This window comes from Hungatella sp. SB206 (assembly GCF_051132295.1).
GTDB lineage: Bacteria > Bacillota > Clostridia > Lachnospirales > Lachnospiraceae > Hungatella > Hungatella effluvii.
This window is the reverse complement of record NZ_CP096603.1, coordinates 2,504,617-2,520,774: the sequence shown is the minus strand read 5'-3', so window position 1 is coordinate 2,520,774 and position 16,158 is coordinate 2,504,617. Positions and strand designations below refer to the sequence as shown.

Genomic DNA, 16,158 nt, shown 5'->3' with positions numbered 1-16,158 from the left:
CCACTCATTCTTTTAACTTTTCTTTGATGTAATCGTCGCAGCTGTGAGATACCTCCCCCTTGCTCCAGAGTCCGGCAAGGCCGATCTGGCCGGAGCCGAACACGGGCTCCTTAGCCCCGTCGATTTCCGGATTGACGTAATTGATAAACCACTGTTCCAGCTGGTAATTCATCGTTCTTCCGATCTCCTCATCCTTCTCGTTCCCCGCCAGAAGCAGGTTTCTCCGCTCTCCCGGATCCTCCTGCAGATCGTACAGCTCATTGGGGCCGTAAGGATACCGTTTTATAAACTTATATCTGGTCCCGCGGATCATACGGTTGGGACCGTACTCATCCATCACCACAATGGATTCTCCCTGATGAAATTCCTGCCCCAGCAGCGCCGGAAGGAAGCTTTTCCCCGGAAGCTTCTCCCCACTTTTTCCCTCGATACCAACATAATCGAGCAGTGTCGGCATAAAGTCATATGCAGACAGAAGCGAGGAATTCACCGTCCCCGGCTCGATCCCCCCTGGCTGGCTCATAATCATCGGAACCTTAACGGAAGATTCGTACATATTAATTGGGAAGGTACCGTTTCCCTTTCCCCAGAAGCCGTGATGGCCGCAGCTGAACCCATTATCGCTGCCAAAGATCACCAGGGTCTCTTCCCGGATCCCCAGTTCATCAAGCTGCTCCAGGATTCGTCCAATATTATAGTCCATGGCGGTAGCAGCGGCATAATATCCGATCTGATTCGCCCGCAAGTCCTGTAAGACTTCCTTCGTCAGATAAATACTGTCGGGATGCTCTTTCTCCATGGGACAGGACAAAAAACGGCAATTCTCATATAAATCAGTGTATTCTTTCGGATGGTTGTTAAGCCAGGGCGCATGAGGCGCCGTATAGCCCACATGAAGATAGAAAGGCTGCTTTCCCGCATGCTCTTTCAGAAAAGAAATGGCATCATCCGTGATGACATCCGTGACATAACCAGGTTCATAGACCAGACGGCCCTCTCTGTAAAAAGGAGCACCATAATAAGGGCCTCCGCCAGATTTGTGCGCAAACCAGTGTGTAAAACTCTTTTGAGGTACAGAACTCTTCCCCAGGTGCCATTTGCCGGACAGGCCGCACACGTATCCTTCCTGTGCCAGGATGTCGGTATAGGCAGTCTGACCTGCAAGATATTCTATATCCTCCTGCTTTTTATTATCGTCGCGAATCCAGTCGTGAACGCCGTGCTGAGACGGAATTCTCCCCGTCAGAAGTGACGCCCGCGCCGGAGAGCATACCGGCGATGCGCAGAAGAAGTTCTCGAAACGCATGCCTTCCGCTGCCAGCTTATCCAGGTTCGGTGTGATAATCTCCTCATTGCCGGAGCAGCCCATGGCCCATGCTCCCTGATCGTCAGATAATATAAAAACAATATTTGGTTTTTTTGTACTCATTTTTGTTCTCCTTACTATTACTTGTGGTAATAGCTGCGGCAAGTCGAACATTTATCTTTAGTATAGCGAATTGTTTTTTAAATGTAAAGCAAAACAGGAGCAGAAAAATCGCTGTCAGCCATTTTTCTGCTCCCATTCCTGTTATTCTCTTATTTAAAATACTTCACACCGGATTCGAATATCTTCAAATCCTGCTCCCCATAAATATTCATGGCAACTGCCTCGCCCCGCCTCTCGGAGTGAGCCATCTTGCCCAAAATTCTGCCATCCGGGCTTGTGATGCCCTCGATCGCCATATAGGAACCGTTCGGGTTCCAGAACTCGTCCATTGTCGGATTCCCGTTCTCGTCCACGTACTGCGTCGCTACCTGGCCGTTCTCGAACAGCTTTTTAATCCAATCATCATTGGCCACAAAACGGCCCTCGCCGTGAGATGCCGGATTGCAGTATACGCCGCCAAGCTCGGCTCCCTGTAACCACGGAGACTTGTTCGTCACTACTTTCGTATAAACCATCTTGGAAATGTGGCGTCCGATGGTGTTCATAGCCAGAGTCGGAGAATCATTTCTCTGCGCCGTGATGGTTCCTTCCGGCACCAGCCCCAGCTTGATCAGCGCCTGGAAGCCGTTGCAGATGCCCAGCATCAGGCCGTCGCGCTCATTTAACAGCTTTTCGATCTCTTCCCTGATCACCGCGTTGCGGAATACGGTTGCGAAGAATTTCGCTGACCCCTCTGGCTCGTCGCCAGCGGAGAAGCCGCCCGGGAACATGACGATCTGGGCTTTTGCAATCTCTTCTCTGTACGCTTCCACGGAATCTCTGATGTCATCGGCACTCATATTCTTAAATACCTTTGTCACCACATTTGCACCGGCCCGCTCAAATGCCTTTCGGCTGTCGTACTCGCAGTTGGTACCCGGAAATACCGGAATAAATACGTTCGGTTTTGCAACCTTATTTCTGCAGACATAGATGTCCTTTGTATCGTAGAGCGCTTCCGTCACAGGCGTATCTGCCACACCCGATCTGGTCGGGAACACATTTTCCAGCGTCTCTGTCCATGCGTTCAGCGCCTCGTCCATGGTGATGGCCGCGCTGCCGTATTCCAGGACTCCGCAGTCCGTCACTTCGCCGATTACTGTGTAGGAAATAGACAACTCACCCAGTTTACCGTCCGGAACCTCGCAGACGATGGAGCCCCAGTCCGGAGCGAAGAAATCTCTCGGGTCCACATTGTGCTCGATCTTAACGCCCAGCTTGTTGCCGAACGCCATCTTTGCCACGGATTCAGCCAAACCATGGCCTTCCACCGCATACGCGGAAATGACTCTGCCCGCAGTAATCTCATGATAAAGCTTCTCATACCCATCCATGAGCTGCTCATAAACCGGCAGATCATACTGGTCTTTCTCTATATGGAACACAACAATCTTACTGCCTGCCTTCCTAAACTCCGGAGTGATGATGTGCTTCTGATCGGCAATATCCACGGCAAAGGATACCAGTGTCGGCGGAACGTCAATCTCACCAAAGGTTCCGGACATGCTGTCCTTTCCGCCGATGGATGGAAGTCCGAAGCCCAGCTGAGCCTCGTATGCTCCAAGCAGAGCGGAGAACGGCTGGCTCCAGCGGGAGGCCTCCTCCGTCATCCGGCGGAAGTACTCCTGGAAGGTAAAACGGATCTTCTTATAATCACCGCCTGCGGCCACGATCTTGGCTACAGAGGAAACAACCGCATAAACAGCGCCGTGATATGGGCTCCAGCTGGATAAATACGGATCAAAGCCGTAGCTCATCATCGTCACCGTATCTGTCTTTCCGGAAAGTACCGGAAGCTTCGCCACCATTACTTGCGTCTCTGTCAGCTGGTATTTACCGCCGTAAGGCATGAACACGCTGCCCGCGCCGATGGAACCGTCGAACATCTCTACCAGCCCCTTCTGGGAGCAGACATTTAAGTCGGAAAGCACTGACAGCCACTCACCCCGGACGTCAGAAATCTCCTTCCTGTCAAACGCTCTGCCTTCCTTTCCTTCCGCCAAACCGGAGTTGGAAGCGCTTACCCTGTTCGGGACCTCCACAACGACGGAAGCCTCCTGATGAGCACCGTTCGTATCCAGGAACGCGCGGCTGATATCCACGATATTTCTACCTCTCCAGTTCATCACCAGACGCGGCTCCTCGGTCACCACGGCAACCTCGATAGCCTCTAAGTTCTCCTCCGCAGCGTAGGCTAAAAACTGCTCTACGTCCTTCGGATCGATGACGACAGCCATACGCTCCTGGCTCTCGGAGATGGCGATCTCTGTTCCATCCAGACCGGCATACTTCTTCGGAACCTTGTCTAAATCAATCTGTAAGCCGTCAGCAAGCTCGCCGATGGCAACGGATACTCCGCCTGCGCCGAAATCGTTGCATTTCTTAATGATGCTGCTGACTTCCGCACGGCGGAACAGTCTCTGAATCTTTCGCTCGGTAGGCGCATTTCCCTTCTGAACCTCGGCGCCGCAGGTCTCGATGGACGCCTCCGTATGTACCTTGGAGGAGCCGGTAGCGCCGCCGCAGCCGTCACGTCCGGTACGTCCGCCCAGCAAAATGATGATATCACCCGGATCAGAGGTCTCGCGGATTACATTTTTACGTGGAGCTGCACCCATGACGGCGCCGATCTCCATGCGCTTTGCCACGTAGTTGGGATGGTAAATTTCTTTTACATATCCGGTGGCAAGACCGATCTGGTTACCGTAGGAGCTGTATCCGCTGGCCGCGCCGGTCACGATCTTTCTCTGAGGAAGCTTGCCCTTTAACGTCTCATTTAACGGCTTTGTCGGATCAGCAGCCCCTGTCACACGCATAGCCTGGTATACATACGTACGCCCGGACAGCGGATCACGGATAGCTCCGCCAAGACAGGTGGCAGCGCCGCCGAACGGCTCGATCTCCGTCGGATGGTTGTGTGTCTCATTCTTGAAATTGACGAGCCACTCCTCCTCTTTTCCATCGATTTCCACAGGCACCACGATGCTGCAGGCGTTGATCTCGTCGGATACTTCCAGATCATCCAGTTTGCCCTCCATGCGCAGCTTCTTCATGGCCATCAGCGCCAGATCCATCAGACAGACGAACTTGCCGCTCTTTCCCTTTAACACCACCTCACGGTCGGCTAAGTACTTCTGGTACGTCGTTTCGATCGGAACCCGGTAATCGCCCTCTGTAAATGTCACATCCTTCAGTTCTGTCTGGAATGTGGTATGGCGGCAGTGATCGGACCAGTACGTATCCAGGACGCGGATCTCCGTCATGGACGGGTCTCTCTTCTCCTCGTCCCTGAAATAGTTCTGAATATGCTTAAAATCCTTAAAGGTCATAGCAAGGTTCAGGGAATCGTACAACTCCTTTAACGCGCCTTCCTGGGAGCTCTGGAACCCGTCGAATATGATAACGTCGGCCGGTGTCTCAAACACGGTTAAAAGCGTCTCCGGCTTTGTCTCATCCGTTTCTCTGGAATCCACCGGATTGATGCAGAAGGACTTGATATCCGCAGCTTCCGCCTCTGTCACGGTTCCGGAAATCACATAGGTCGTGGCCGATTTGATCACCGGCTCCTCGTCTTCCTTCAAAAGCTTCACACACTGCTCCGCAGAATCGGCCCTCTGATCGAACTGGCCCGGCAGGTACTCCACTGCAAACACCACATCATTTTCATTTCTCGGAAATGTCTCCTCGTAGACCTCGTCCACCGGCGGCTCGGAAAAAATTGTCTCAAGCGCTGTCTTATAAGTCTCCTCGGATAAATTCTCGATGTCATAGCGAATCAGAACACGTACATCCGTCACGGTTTCTATCCCAAGATAGCTGGCAATCTCCTCCTTAAGCTCATGGGCCTTTACGGCATAGGCCGGTTTCTTCTCTACATACACTCTTCTTACGCTCATAATTTCCTCCTTGGAAAATATCATTAAGTTCCAATCTTTATGTTTCATCGGGACGCACTGCACCCTTTACTTCTCGTTGATATAATAATACCACAAGATATATCAATTAGAAAAATTAATATATCTTATGGTATTAATTATTGCATCTTATATTTATACAGTCTATAGAAGGAAAGAAATCAGCCAGGTGATCGCCCACTGCAGCACCAGGCTCGCTGCCCACAGAATGACCAGCCCTTTTATACTGGTCCCTCCGGCTTTCTGAAGGGAATCCATGAGTGCATCCTTCTGGACAGCATGTCTTCCACGGCATCCCTGTTCATCGAGAACGACGCTTATATGGCGGCAGTAGAGCCAGTCGCCCAGCAGCCCGAACACGATCATGGACAGGACAAACAGACCGGCCGCCGCACTCATGAACACCAGCGCGTTGTCCGCCGTCAACATCGTATTCTCCAGGACGGACAACACCATCGTATAAATCACATTGAAGCCCATAACAGCCGCCGCTGCCTTCCACATTTTGCGGTAGGCAAACCATAACGCGGTAAACAGCGCCGCACACCAGTTAAAGCTCCAGCCTTTCTCATGAACCCGCTCGAACTTTCTCAGATAAACGGCGCTCTTTTTTCCGACACACGTCATGATATCTGAGGCGAGATACTCACCGATCCTTACGTCGGTCATGCGTTCCCCATTCACTTCTGTCTTCATCTCTCCTTACGTCCGCCGCATCACTCAAACGGCATTTTCCATAATCTGTTTTATTATAGCATGCTTTGTGGAAAATGGTTTACTTTTTTTACATTTGAAGTTACCGGACAAGCATAGTATAATATAGAAACAGGAATGGCTGAAATCTGCAACCAGAATTTAGAAAACAGAAAACAAAATCGCATAATAACAGAAAGGCATAACCGCTCATGACTTCTCAGAATAAAATGCTCTCTCAGAACACCGCAGAAAACATCCGCTCAATGATCACAATCGAAAAACGTTTTGCCCCCGGGGACCGGCTCCCCAACGAACAAGATCTGGCGGACGAGCTTCATGTCAGCAGGACCACCCTGCGTGAAGCCGTAAAGATTCTGGCCGCGTACCGCGTTCTGGAGATCCGCCGGGGGATCGGCACCTTTGTCACGGAGGAAGCATTAAATGAAACACAGGATTTTGAACAGCTGGCCGATGTGAAAGCCAATGCAAAGGACTTGTATGAGATGCGGCTCATCTTCGAGCCGGAAGCCGCCGCCCTTGCCGCCCTGCGCGGAACAGAAGGCGAGATCAGACGGATTCTGGAGATCGGGGAACATATCGAACAGGAGATTCTCTCAAACCGGGACCGGACTGACGATGAACACGCATTCTACCGCGCAATTGCCCAGGCCACACACAATGAATTTATGAATAAGCTGATGCCTGTCCTCTATCAGGCCATCTCAAAGGGCGTCGTCCTGTCCGAAAAAAATAAGCAGGTAAAAAATCACACCATGGAGGACCACCGCATGATCATGGAATTTCTGGAACAGAGAAATCCGGAAGGCGCCAGAAATGCAATGAAAATCCACATACTTCACGCAATAAAAGAACTGAATATAGAGTAAAAATAAAAATCAGATACCCGCGCATCTATCCGCCGGACATCTGATTTTTTATTTTACCCTTCAGTCATATCATGTCTAATTGACATCACATCTCTTTCGGTCTATAATCACATTAACCCCTGCATTTACGCAGGAGACCCGCAGCTATATCTCATATCAATCACTCAAAACAAAAGGAGGAAAACCATGATGGAACTCATCGACTTAACCACCTGGGACCGGGCCCTTCACTACCAGATTTTCCGAAACAGCGCCCAGCCGCAATACTGTGTCAGCTTTGAACTGGATATCACCAATTTTCTCACCGCTATCCGGGAAAAGGGGTATTCCTTTACCTTTTCCTTCGTCTATGCCGTTGCGGACTGTGCCAACCGAATCAAAGAATTCCGCTGCCGCTTTGTGGACGGCCAGCCCGTTGTGTTTGACCGGATCCACACGTCCTTCACGTATCTGAATCCGGATACGGAGCTTTTTAAGGTTGTAAATGTCGGGATGAAAGATACCCTGGAGGAATACGTCGCCCTGGCGAAGCGCACGGAGCAGAATCAGAAGGAATATTTCACCGGCCCCATGGGGAATGATATCTTCCAGTTCTCCGCATTTCCATGGGTATCCTTTACCCACATTTCCCACACCGATTCCGGCAGCAGGGACAATGCCACACCGCTGTTCGACTGGGGAAGGTATTTCGAACGGGACGGAAGGACACTGCTTCCTTTCTCGGTACAGGTGCACCACTCCTTTGTGGATGGCGTTCACATCGGAAAGCTGGCAAAGCTTCTGCAGGACTACCTGGACTGTTTTTGTTCCACGTCTGTGTAATACAGATGCCTTGGCAGCCCATCTACCATGATCGGCGTCAGCTCCGCCTGAATGAGCGGCTTGATATAGCTTACGAACTCCTCGGTCACGTAGTCGCCCGCCTCATTGATCCACTCCCTCGGCACCTTTTTCTCCACATTTGCCACCTTATGGACGTCGTAGATATCGGTCACACAGATATACGGGTCGTCCGAGACGCGCTTTAAGATAATCATCTTGCCTGTCTCCCCTTCGAACGCCGCTTTGACGGCTGCGCCGCCCACCTGGAACGCCTCGGTAATATCAACCCGTGACACGATATGGGAGGCGCAGCGCTGGAGGGAGTTAAACTCGATGGCCCTCGTCTTGCATCCGACTTCCCGTGAAATCTTCTCGGCAAGATAACGTGCGGTCCCGGTCAGCTGCCTGTGGCCAAAGGCATCCACGTAATCGATGGTGTCGGTCAGCTCACAGACGTAGCGTCCATCCGCCATCTTCACACCCTCTGAAATCGCAACCACCACGGATTTTTTCCGCTTGTGCAGCTCTTCCACCTTTTTCATGAAGTTCTCCACATCAAAGGGAATCTCAGGGAGAAAGATCATATCCGGCCCCTCGCAGTCCTCACACTTGGCAAGGGCGGCCGCGCCTGTGAGCCAGCCGGCGTTGCGGCCCATGATTTCCAAAAGCGTCACGTTCTGCTGGTCATACACCAGGCCGTCACGGATTACCTCCTTTGTGATGGAACCTATGTATTTTGCGGCGCTGCCATATCCCGGCGTATGGTCCGTCGCGGCTAAATCATTGTCAATGGTCTTCGGCACGCCCATAAACCGGATCCTGCTGCCGTTTAAGATGGAGTAATCGGAGAGTTTTTTTATCGTATCCATGGAGTCATTGCCGCCGATATAGAAGAAGTATTCCACTTCCAGTTTATCCAGAATGGAAAAGATCTTTTTATAGATCTCCTGGTCTTCACAGATCTCCGGCAGTTTGTAACGGCAGGAGCCTAAATAGGCGGAGGGAGTTCTCTTTAACAGTTCAATATCCAGATCATTTTTGATGTGTTCCGACAGATCCACGTACCGTTCTTCCAGCAGTCCCTGAATACCGTGCAGCATCCCGAAAACCTTTTTTGCTCCCCTGTCCTTTGCTGTCTTATAGACACCTGCAAGACTGGAATTAATGACCGCCGTGGGTCCGCCTGACTGGCCGACAATTACATTTCCTCTTACTTCTTTCATCTCCGCAATCCTCCATGACCATGATTATTTTTTGTTTTTGTAAGTACTTACAATTCCTACGTTCCTATCATAATATAGAGAAATTGTAAAAGTCAACTGTAGATATTTTATTCACAAATTTTCATTGTTTTACAATGAATACAAGCCATTTTTCGACCTCACGCAAAGAAAAAAGCAGGGCGTTTTACGCGCTCTGCTCTTCCACTGCGGTCACATTCGACTCCAGCATTTCTTTCAATTCTTCCATTCCGATTCCCTGTTCTGTGAGCAGGCCGCGGATTGTTTTAAACTCCTCCAGTTCGATCTGTTCGTTTAATGCTTTTTCCTTTTCTTTTAAGGTAACGAGGCAGTTCTCATACTGTTTGATGCTCTCTCTTACCTCATTTAACTGATCCTGTAATTTTTCCACCGGTGATTTTCTTACGCCTCTCGCCATATTGAAAACGCTCCTTTTCTTTCCTGTTATAGGTTGTATCATTCTTTTTTAGTATATGTAAAAAAGTGGGAACATATTCCATAAATAACAAATATCCATTACTTCTCCGTTCCAATATGATATAATGAAAAAACAAACAAAAAAGGAGATCTCTATGGAAAAAAAACGATCCATAAGAACTGCGCTGGCATTCAGTCTTGTTTTTCTGTTAGCCGGATGTTTCGGGAAACAGGACGGCGCCATGACAATTCAGAAGGCTGAGCTGACGGAAAAGGAACAGCAGACTGTCGCCTTAATTGAGACCGGACGCAGTGTAAAATTCTATGATTATAAAACGGAACCCGGGATTTCTTCTCTTCTCTTTTCCGTCGAAACGCTGAACGAACAGGGGCAGTGGGAAACCGCCGCTTCCTCGGTTTTCAGCCAGTCCGGCCAGGAAGAAGACCGCGTCGCCATTCTGTTTTCCGATGACTCCATTACCTTTTCCTGCGGGGAGGGTCGGTACGAAGTCATGCTCGGTTCCAACCATTATAAAAATACTGCGGATTCCTGGCTGGCAGGGTCTTCCCCCATCCGGACAGATGAAAAAATCCCCCTCGGTATTGTGGCATACACTGACTCCGATTCCGTCATCTTTCCAAATACAGACGACTACGAGGAACCGAAAAAGCTGGCTGGCAGACAGTATAAAGAAGTCAAAGCCGTCACCCTCCAGTTCTCCGGTGAGACACTCCCCGTAACCGAAAAAGAAAGGAACACACCATGAATATGAAAAAAACAGCATTTAAAACCCTCGCGCTGATCTTTACCGTGCTGACCCTTTTAGGCTCTCTCTACGTCCTGCTGCAGAGAGGCCAGGTAAGCCCCGGATATGCGGTGATTCCCATGCTGTTTGCAATACTCTTTATCCAATTATCCCATTCCGTGCCCTGGTAAACGTACAGAGTGCCGCTACCTCTTACAGAGATGCGCGGTGTCGTTCACCTCCAGCAGCATATAATCCTGCGTGATGGGATTGTAATTCACGGTAGTAATGCTGGCGTTATCTACTATAATCTCCGCTTCTTCCGGATGGTTTCTCATTAAATAGGCGACAATATAAGCCATGGTCGCACCGTGGGACACGACCGCGATATCTTCCCTGCCGTTTGTCATCTCCATGACGGCTTCTATGGCCCCTGCTACCCGTTCCATGGCCTCCATCTGGGTTTCACCGCCGGGCGGTGCCACATCCACCGGATTGATGGACCAGCGCTCATACTCTGCCGGATACTGTTCCTTTATCTCATCCCAGGTCATGCCTTCCCATTTTCCGAATTCCACCTCGATGAGTCCCGGGACCAGATAAGTCTCCACCTGCTGGCGGTCGCCGATCATCCGTGCCGTCTCCACCGCCCGCATCAGCGTGCTGGAAAATATCTTTGTCACCGGCCGGCTGTCCATCCCCTCCGCCACAAGCTTCGCCTGGGCTCTTCCCGTGTCATTTAAGGGTATGTCGTGACTGCCCTGAATCTTTCCCTGTATATTCCAGTCCGTCTGTCCATGGCGTATCAGATATAGTTTCATTCCTCTTCTTCCTCCGCAGCCTCGGTAATTTCTATTCCTTCCACTTCTGCCAGTTCTTCCAGATCCGCGTTTTCCGCATTCATGCTCATGGCATCCATGGCCATCTTCATGATGTCCTTCACTTCATCTACAGTCATCTTCATCTTATCCGCCAGCTCTTCCACCGCAGCCTCACGCCCCAGCTCCCTGGCAAGCGCCTGGGATACGGTCTGCAGTACGTTGACTCTGGCAGCCAGTTCCTCTCCGGTCTGCTCCGCGGACTCTTCCTCCTCCACAGCCAGATCAAGTGCTTCCTTCATCCGCGCCGTCAAAAAGCCCTCGAAATCACCGTCTCCCGGATTGGTTAGGAATTCCGTCACGGCCATAGTAAGCGCCATGTTCGCCTCGGCGACCAGGTCCGTCAAAAGTACTCCCTTTCCGTCATACGCTTTCGCACAGGTTAAGGCGGCTTCCAGATTCCCCTCGATGAGGCGCTTCTTCGCCCCCTCATTCCCGGCCGCGGCATCATTTAACAGCTGCGTGTTCTCCTCCTGCGTACAGGGAGTGATCGCTTTCATTTCTTCCAGGTACATCTGATAAAAATCGTCATGCATAAATCTTACTCTCCTTCTGACTGCTAAGTTGTAACAGTTCAGACAGCTCATCTTCTTGACCGATAAACCGGCCAAGAAGCATCGGATATCCATCCGATGTAAAAATCAGTGCAAAAACGGTCTTATAAGCAAGCTTAACGCCCGCCTTTGCACTGATTTTTCCGCCGTCTGAACTGTTACACCAAGTTACCATAATCTGGTATTTTTGTCAATTTCCTTTACAAATCCATCGCATTCGTGATAGAATGTCCTTAGATTTATAAGGAGGACTAATAATGGATATTAATTATGAATTGTATAAAGTATTTTACCATGTTGCTGCCACACTGAGCTTCTCCGAAGCGTCGAAACAGCTGTTTATTTCACAGTCGGCGGTCAGCCAGTCCATCAAAGTGCTGGAGAAAAAGCTGAATCAGACGCTCTTCATCCGGAGCACAAAAAAAGTCCAACTTACCCCGGAAGGCGAGATTCTCTTAAAACACGTGGAACCCGCCATCAATTTGATTCAAAAAGGGGAAAATCAGCTTCTGGAGGCCAACACCCTAAACGGCGGCCAGCTGCGCATCGGCGCCAGCGATACCATCTGCCGTTACTACCTGATTCCGTACTTAAACCGCTTCCACAAGGCTTACCCCAATGTTCATATAAAAGTCACCAACCAGACCTCCATCGAGTGCGCCCACTTACTGGAGAACGGACAGGTTGATTTCATCATCACCAACTATCCTAACTCGGGCCTCTCCAATTCACAGAACGTCCGGGTGATCAATGAATTTCACGACGTCTTCGTCGCCAATCAGGAGTATTTCTCGCTGAAGGGCGAGACGGTCAGCCTGCAAAAGCTGCAGACATACCCCATCCTGATGCTGGACAGGAAGAGCACCACCAGCGAATTCCTGCACCATATGTTCCAGCGGGAACAGCTGGACCTGGTTCCGGAGATCGAGCTGAGCAGCAACGATCTGCTGATCGATCTGGCACGAATCGGCCTGGGAATCGCCTTTGTTCCCGATTTCTGCATCCCGGAAAATGACAAAGACTTATTCATCGTCAAGCTCACGGAAAAGATGCCCGCACGCCAGATGATCGTCGCCTATAATGAAAGCCTTCCCGTTTCCCAGGCTTCCAAACAGTTTATGGACATGATGTAAGCGCCCCGGCGGAGCGTGTCGGAAAGTGATTTTCACACACGCTTCGGCAGGGACCGCCCGGTCAGCGCCGGTTGTATGCCATCAGAGAATTCCCCCACATCTCCTCCCGGTAAGGAAAGTCTTCCTTTCGATACTCCTCTTCCCGGAATCCCACCTTTTCGTAGCAGTGCTTCGCGCCTGGATTGCAGTCGAATACCTTGAGCGTCACCCGCTTCATACCTAGAAGCTCCACGGCGTACGTTACGGCCATGGACACCATCTGCTGCCCCACGCCGCGTCCTCTCACCTCCGGCGCCAGGACAATGTATCCCATATGGACGCTGTCCGCCTCATAATCCGCCGCAGCCATCTTAAAGCTTCCCACCGGTTTCCCGTCTTCATCCAGGGCCGTAAAGCCCCATGCACGGGGATCGCGCTCCAGCTCCGCGTAATAGGCGTCCATCTGCCCGTCCGTCAGCGGAAAGGTAAATCCGTCGCGGCACCACATGCGCATCTGCCTCTCATCGGAGAACCATTTCATTACTTCCCTGCCGTCTTCCCTCTTGCAGGGCCGAAGTCTCAGTTTCATCATAGCCTTTGTCTCTCCCTTTCTTCCCAGAATTCTGTCACAATCCCGGACACGCTGTTTAAGTTCACGGCGTAATAGCCATCCCATTCCCTGGGGAACAGTGCCTGATAGTCCGGTTTTAAAAAACGGTCATCCAGCAGGGCGATCACGCCCTCATCGGACACGGTTCGGATCACCCGCCCGGCCGCCTGCATCACCTTGTTCATGCCGGGATACTGATACGCGTAGTCGAAGCCCTTCTGCTCCTTCTCATCGAAATATCCCTTAAGTATCTCCTGCTCCGTGCACACCATGGGAAGCCCCGTCCCCACAATAATCGCCCCGATGAGCCGTCCTTCCTTTAAATCGATCCCCTCCGAAAACACGCCGCCCATCACACACAGGCCCACGAAGGAATCCTCCCTGTCCTCTTTAAACTCCTCCAGAAAAACCTCCCGCTCCTGTTCTGTCATGTGGGACGACTGGGCGAGCCATGCGAACTCCTTCCCACCCTCATCCAGCCCGGCAAGCAGCTGTTCCACCTCCCGCATATACTGATAGGACGGCAGAAATACCATATAGTTACCCGCATGGGCCGAGACAATCCTCCGGATATACTCGACGATCTTCTTGAATTCCCGCTCATTTCTTCTCGTGTAGCGGCTGCTAACGTCGTTTGCCGCCAGCAGGAGCCGTTTGTCCCGGTCGAAGGGGGATTCCGCGTACACGGCGTATTCCTCCTGATTCCCGCTCAGCAGCTCCTTGTAATACTGGACAGGCAGCAATGTGGCAGAAAAAAACACGGTGCTGTTACCCTTATCCAGGCACTCTTTCAAATTCTTCGCCGGATTCATATTGAACAGCCGGAGCATAAAGCGTCCATCCGATAAAAATTCCGTATAGATCCGATAATTCTCATCCACCCGGTCATAGGTGTTCAGCAGATCCCGGAGCGCAAAGTAAAAATCCAGCACCAGATCACGGTCCTCGAATTCCGGAAAGCTGTCCATGAATTTCTCCATCTCACCGAACAGCGACATGACGGCAGTCATAAACAGCTTGATATCCGTCAGGATCGTGTAGCCCTCGCATTCCCGCTTCATCTCCAGCAGCTGCTTGTTGCACCGGTCTAAAAGCCCGGCCAGCTTCTGGTCCTTCGGTTTCACGATCTTTTTAATAAGAAGAAAGTCCTCCTTATACACCACCGCGCTGTACATCTCCCTCGCCCTGGGCACGAGATTGTGCGCCTCATCTACAAGGAACAGATAGTCTCCCGATATTCCCTCGGAAAAATACCGTTTCAGCCTGATATTGGGGTCAAATACATAGTTGTAGTCGCAGATGATACCGTCGACCCAGTTGCTGATATCGAGGCAGAATTCGAAAGGACATACCCGGTGCTGCTCCGCATACTTTAAGACCGTCTCCCTGGTGATCCCCGCTTCCTGGTGAATCACGTCAAACACCGCATCCCCCACCCGGTCGAAATGGCCTTTGGCATAGGGACAGGCGTCCGGATTGCACTCCGGCTTCTCCAGGAAGCAGAGCTTCTCCTTTGCCGTAATCGTGACTGTGCTGAAGTACAGGCCGCCTTTCCGCAGGATCTCATACGTCTCCTCCGCCACACCGCGCGTAATGGTCTTCGCCGTCAGATAAAACAGCTTGTCCCCAAGGCCCTCGCCGATGGCTTTTAACGCCGGATAGACGGTGGACAGCGTCTTTCCGATACCGGTGGGCGCCTGAATAAACAGATTCTTCTTACGCGCAATGCTGCGGTAGACCGATACTGCCAGCTCCTTCTGCCCCTTCCGGTAAGGATAGGGAAATTCCAGATCCTTAATGGACTCATCCCGCCGCAGGCCGTGGTGGTATAAGTAATCGGCCCACTTCACGTACTCGTGGATCAGTCCGGCAAACCAGTTTTCCAGCTCCTCAAAGCTTTTTTCCGACTGGAAACGCTTGATCTCTTCTGTCTCGATATTGCAGTAGGTCAGCTGCATCACGGCCCCGGTCAGCTGATGATCGAAGCAGTAGAAGTAGCCGTAGCACATGGCCTGAGCCATGTGGACCTCGATGGGTTCGTTCAGATAATATAGATCCATGTAGACGCCCTTGATCTCGTCGATGGTGACGCCCGATGGCGCCTCTATAATGCCGTCGGCCCGGCCCTCCACCAGGATCTCAAACTGCTCTTCCTCCACCAGATGCTTTAATACCACCTCCGCGTGGTAATCCGCCCCCATGCGCCGCTGGATCTTCCGGTGTATCCGGCTTCCCTCCTGCATGGCCGTCTTCTCTGCCCCTGCAGTCCGCCTGTTGTCCAGGTCACCGGAACGCATCACGAATTCCACCAGGTTACGGACCGATATTTTAATTACTTTCTTTTCCCCGTCAGCCATTCCGGTACCCTCCTTTCCTGAACGAAGTTCTTAAACCAACCTGTGACAGCCATCATAACCACTGCCGCTGCTGCCAGCCCCACCCCGCATCGCTGCCAGCAGACAGAAAAAGGGAACTGTGTCCCCATGGATCACAATTCCCTTTCCTGTCGCTTGTCGAGTGTTCTGCTGCTTATGCCGCATGAATCCTGCTCGGTGCTTTTTCCAATAAGTATGTTTCGAATTCTACATTCTCTCCGTTGAACTCCACGGTAAGAGCCTTCGTTAAATCAAGGCTTAACACACCTAATATAGACTTTGCGTCGATGGTCACTCTATTGTAATATACGTCTATATCGAAATCACATTTTGTAGCAGCAGCAACAAACTCTTTTGCTTCGGCAACGCCTGGTAACATAATCTTATACTGTTTCATAATCATGACTCCTTCTCAAAATAAACAGTTAAAAAGTTGTT

Annotated in this window: 17 protein-coding genes; 5 read left to right on the top strand and 12 right to left on the bottom strand. The window is 51.0% G+C overall.

Annotated elements, in window-relative coordinates; translation table 11 throughout:
• Positions 1-4: 4 nt before the first annotated feature.
• From M1L66_RS10895 to M1L66_RS10885, 3 genes are all read right to left on the bottom strand, one after another.
• Positions 5-1,429: a sulfatase-like hydrolase/transferase gene (locus M1L66_RS10895; RefSeq protein ID WP_187021450.1), complete on the bottom strand. Its 1,425-nt coding sequence runs from the start codon at positions 1,427-1,429 to the stop codon at positions 5-7.
• Positions 1,430-1,578: 149 nt separating this feature from the next.
• Positions 1,579-5,364, bottom strand: a complete 3,786-nt coding sequence (locus M1L66_RS10890) for a phosphoribosylformylglycinamidine synthase (RefSeq protein WP_434692878.1) — start codon at positions 5,362-5,364, stop codon at positions 1,579-1,581.
• A 162-nt stretch (positions 5,365-5,526) separates the two neighbouring features.
• A complete protein-coding gene (locus tag M1L66_RS10885; protein ID WP_434692875.1) occupies positions 5,527-6,078 on the bottom strand; it encodes a DUF2628 domain-containing protein in 552 nt (183 codons plus the stop codon).
• 263 nt (positions 6,079-6,341) lie between these two features.
• On the opposite strand from M1L66_RS10885, the gene M1L66_RS10880 reads away from it, so the two are divergent.
• Together M1L66_RS10880 and M1L66_RS10875 are read left to right on the top strand one after the other, a co-directional pair.
• Complete coding sequence (locus M1L66_RS10880) at positions 6,342-6,965, top strand: FadR/GntR family transcriptional regulator (RefSeq protein WP_434692873.1); 624 nt, start codon at positions 6,342-6,344, stop codon at positions 6,963-6,965.
• Positions 6,966-7,154: 189 nt separating this feature from the next.
• A complete protein-coding gene (locus M1L66_RS10875; protein ID WP_434694236.1) occupies positions 7,155-7,787 on the top strand; it encodes a CatA-like O-acetyltransferase in 633 nt (210 codons plus the stop codon).
• On the opposite strand, the gene M1L66_RS10870 is transcribed toward M1L66_RS10875, so the two are convergent.
• Both M1L66_RS10870 and M1L66_RS10865 read right to left on the bottom strand, forming a co-directional pair.
• Positions 7,754-9,010, bottom strand: a complete 1,257-nt coding sequence (locus M1L66_RS10870) for a 6-phosphofructokinase (RefSeq protein WP_002600443.1) — start codon at positions 9,008-9,010, stop codon at positions 7,754-7,756. The two genes, M1L66_RS10875 and M1L66_RS10870, sit on opposite strands and share 34 nt — an antisense overlap.
• Positions 9,011-9,194: 184 nt before the next feature.
• Entirely contained in the window at positions 9,195-9,446 is a 252-nt protein-coding gene (locus tag M1L66_RS10865; protein ID WP_002600444.1) for a hypothetical protein, read from the bottom strand.
• A 154-nt stretch (positions 9,447-9,600) separates the two neighbouring features.
• On the opposite strand from M1L66_RS10865, the gene M1L66_RS10860 reads away from it, so the two are divergent.
• Both M1L66_RS10860 and M1L66_RS10855 read left to right on the top strand, forming a co-directional pair.
• Positions 9,601-10,212: a hypothetical protein gene (locus M1L66_RS10860; protein WP_434692870.1), complete on the top strand. Its 612-nt coding sequence runs from the start codon at positions 9,601-9,603 to the stop codon at positions 10,210-10,212.
• Positions 10,209-10,382, top strand: a complete 174-nt coding sequence (locus tag M1L66_RS10855) for a hypothetical protein (RefSeq protein WP_187021456.1) — start codon at positions 10,209-10,211, stop codon at positions 10,380-10,382. The genes M1L66_RS10860 and M1L66_RS10855 overlap by 4 nt, the downstream gene beginning before the upstream one ends.
• Positions 10,383-10,397: 15 nt before the next feature.
• Here the strand turns inward: M1L66_RS10855 and M1L66_RS10850 are convergent, their stop codons facing one another.
• Genes M1L66_RS10850 through M1L66_RS10840 form a run of 3 tightly spaced genes read right to left on the bottom strand, consistent with a single transcriptional unit; the run spans position 10,398 to position 11,798 of the window.
• Complete coding sequence (locus tag M1L66_RS10850; protein ID WP_002600447.1) at positions 10,398-11,012, bottom strand: histidine phosphatase family protein; 615 nt, start codon at positions 11,010-11,012, stop codon at positions 10,398-10,400.
• On the bottom strand, positions 11,009-11,605 hold the full coding sequence (locus tag M1L66_RS10845; protein WP_434692866.1) for a sigma-70 domain-containing protein: 597 nt from the start codon (positions 11,603-11,605) through the stop codon (positions 11,009-11,011). Before M1L66_RS10845 ends, M1L66_RS10850 begins: the two co-directional genes overlap by 4 nt.
• Positions 11,598-11,798 carry a hypothetical protein gene (locus tag M1L66_RS10840; RefSeq protein ID WP_434692865.1) on the bottom strand — a complete coding sequence of 67 codons (201 nt, stop codon included), beginning with the start codon at positions 11,796-11,798 and terminating at the stop codon, positions 11,598-11,600. The genes M1L66_RS10845 and M1L66_RS10840 overlap by 8 nt, the downstream gene beginning before the upstream one ends.
• Positions 11,799-11,880: 82 nt before the next feature.
• Here M1L66_RS10840 and M1L66_RS10835 point away from each other — a divergent pair, with 82 nt between their 5' ends.
• Positions 11,881-12,756 carry a LysR family transcriptional regulator gene (locus M1L66_RS10835; RefSeq protein ID WP_434692863.1) on the top strand — a complete coding sequence of 292 codons (876 nt, stop codon included), beginning with the start codon at positions 11,881-11,883 and terminating at the stop codon, positions 12,754-12,756.
• Positions 12,757-12,817: 61 nt separating this feature from the next.
• On the opposite strand, the gene M1L66_RS10830 is transcribed toward M1L66_RS10835, so the two are convergent.
• The 4 genes from M1L66_RS10830 to M1L66_RS10815 are packed head-to-tail and all read right to left on the bottom strand — an operon-like array spanning position 12,818 to position 16,117.
• Positions 12,818-13,327: a GNAT family N-acetyltransferase gene (locus M1L66_RS10830; protein ID WP_002600450.1), complete on the bottom strand. Its 510-nt coding sequence runs from the start codon at positions 13,325-13,327 to the stop codon at positions 12,818-12,820.
• Positions 13,324-15,702 (bottom strand): ATP-dependent DNA helicase, encoded by a 2,379-nt coding sequence (locus tag M1L66_RS10825; RefSeq protein WP_187021464.1) that lies wholly within the window; start codon positions 15,700-15,702, stop codon positions 13,324-13,326. The genes M1L66_RS10830 and M1L66_RS10825 overlap by 4 nt, the downstream gene beginning before the upstream one ends.
• Entirely contained in the window at positions 15,678-15,830 is a 153-nt protein-coding gene (locus tag M1L66_RS10820) for a hypothetical protein (RefSeq protein WP_187021466.1), read from the bottom strand. Before M1L66_RS10820 ends, M1L66_RS10825 begins: the two co-directional genes overlap by 25 nt.
• Before the next feature lie 44 nt (positions 15,831-15,874).
• Positions 15,875-16,117 (bottom strand): HPr family phosphocarrier protein, encoded by a 243-nt coding sequence (locus M1L66_RS10815; RefSeq protein ID WP_002600452.1) that lies wholly within the window; start codon positions 16,115-16,117, stop codon positions 15,875-15,877.
• Positions 16,118-16,158: the final 41 nt, after the last annotated feature.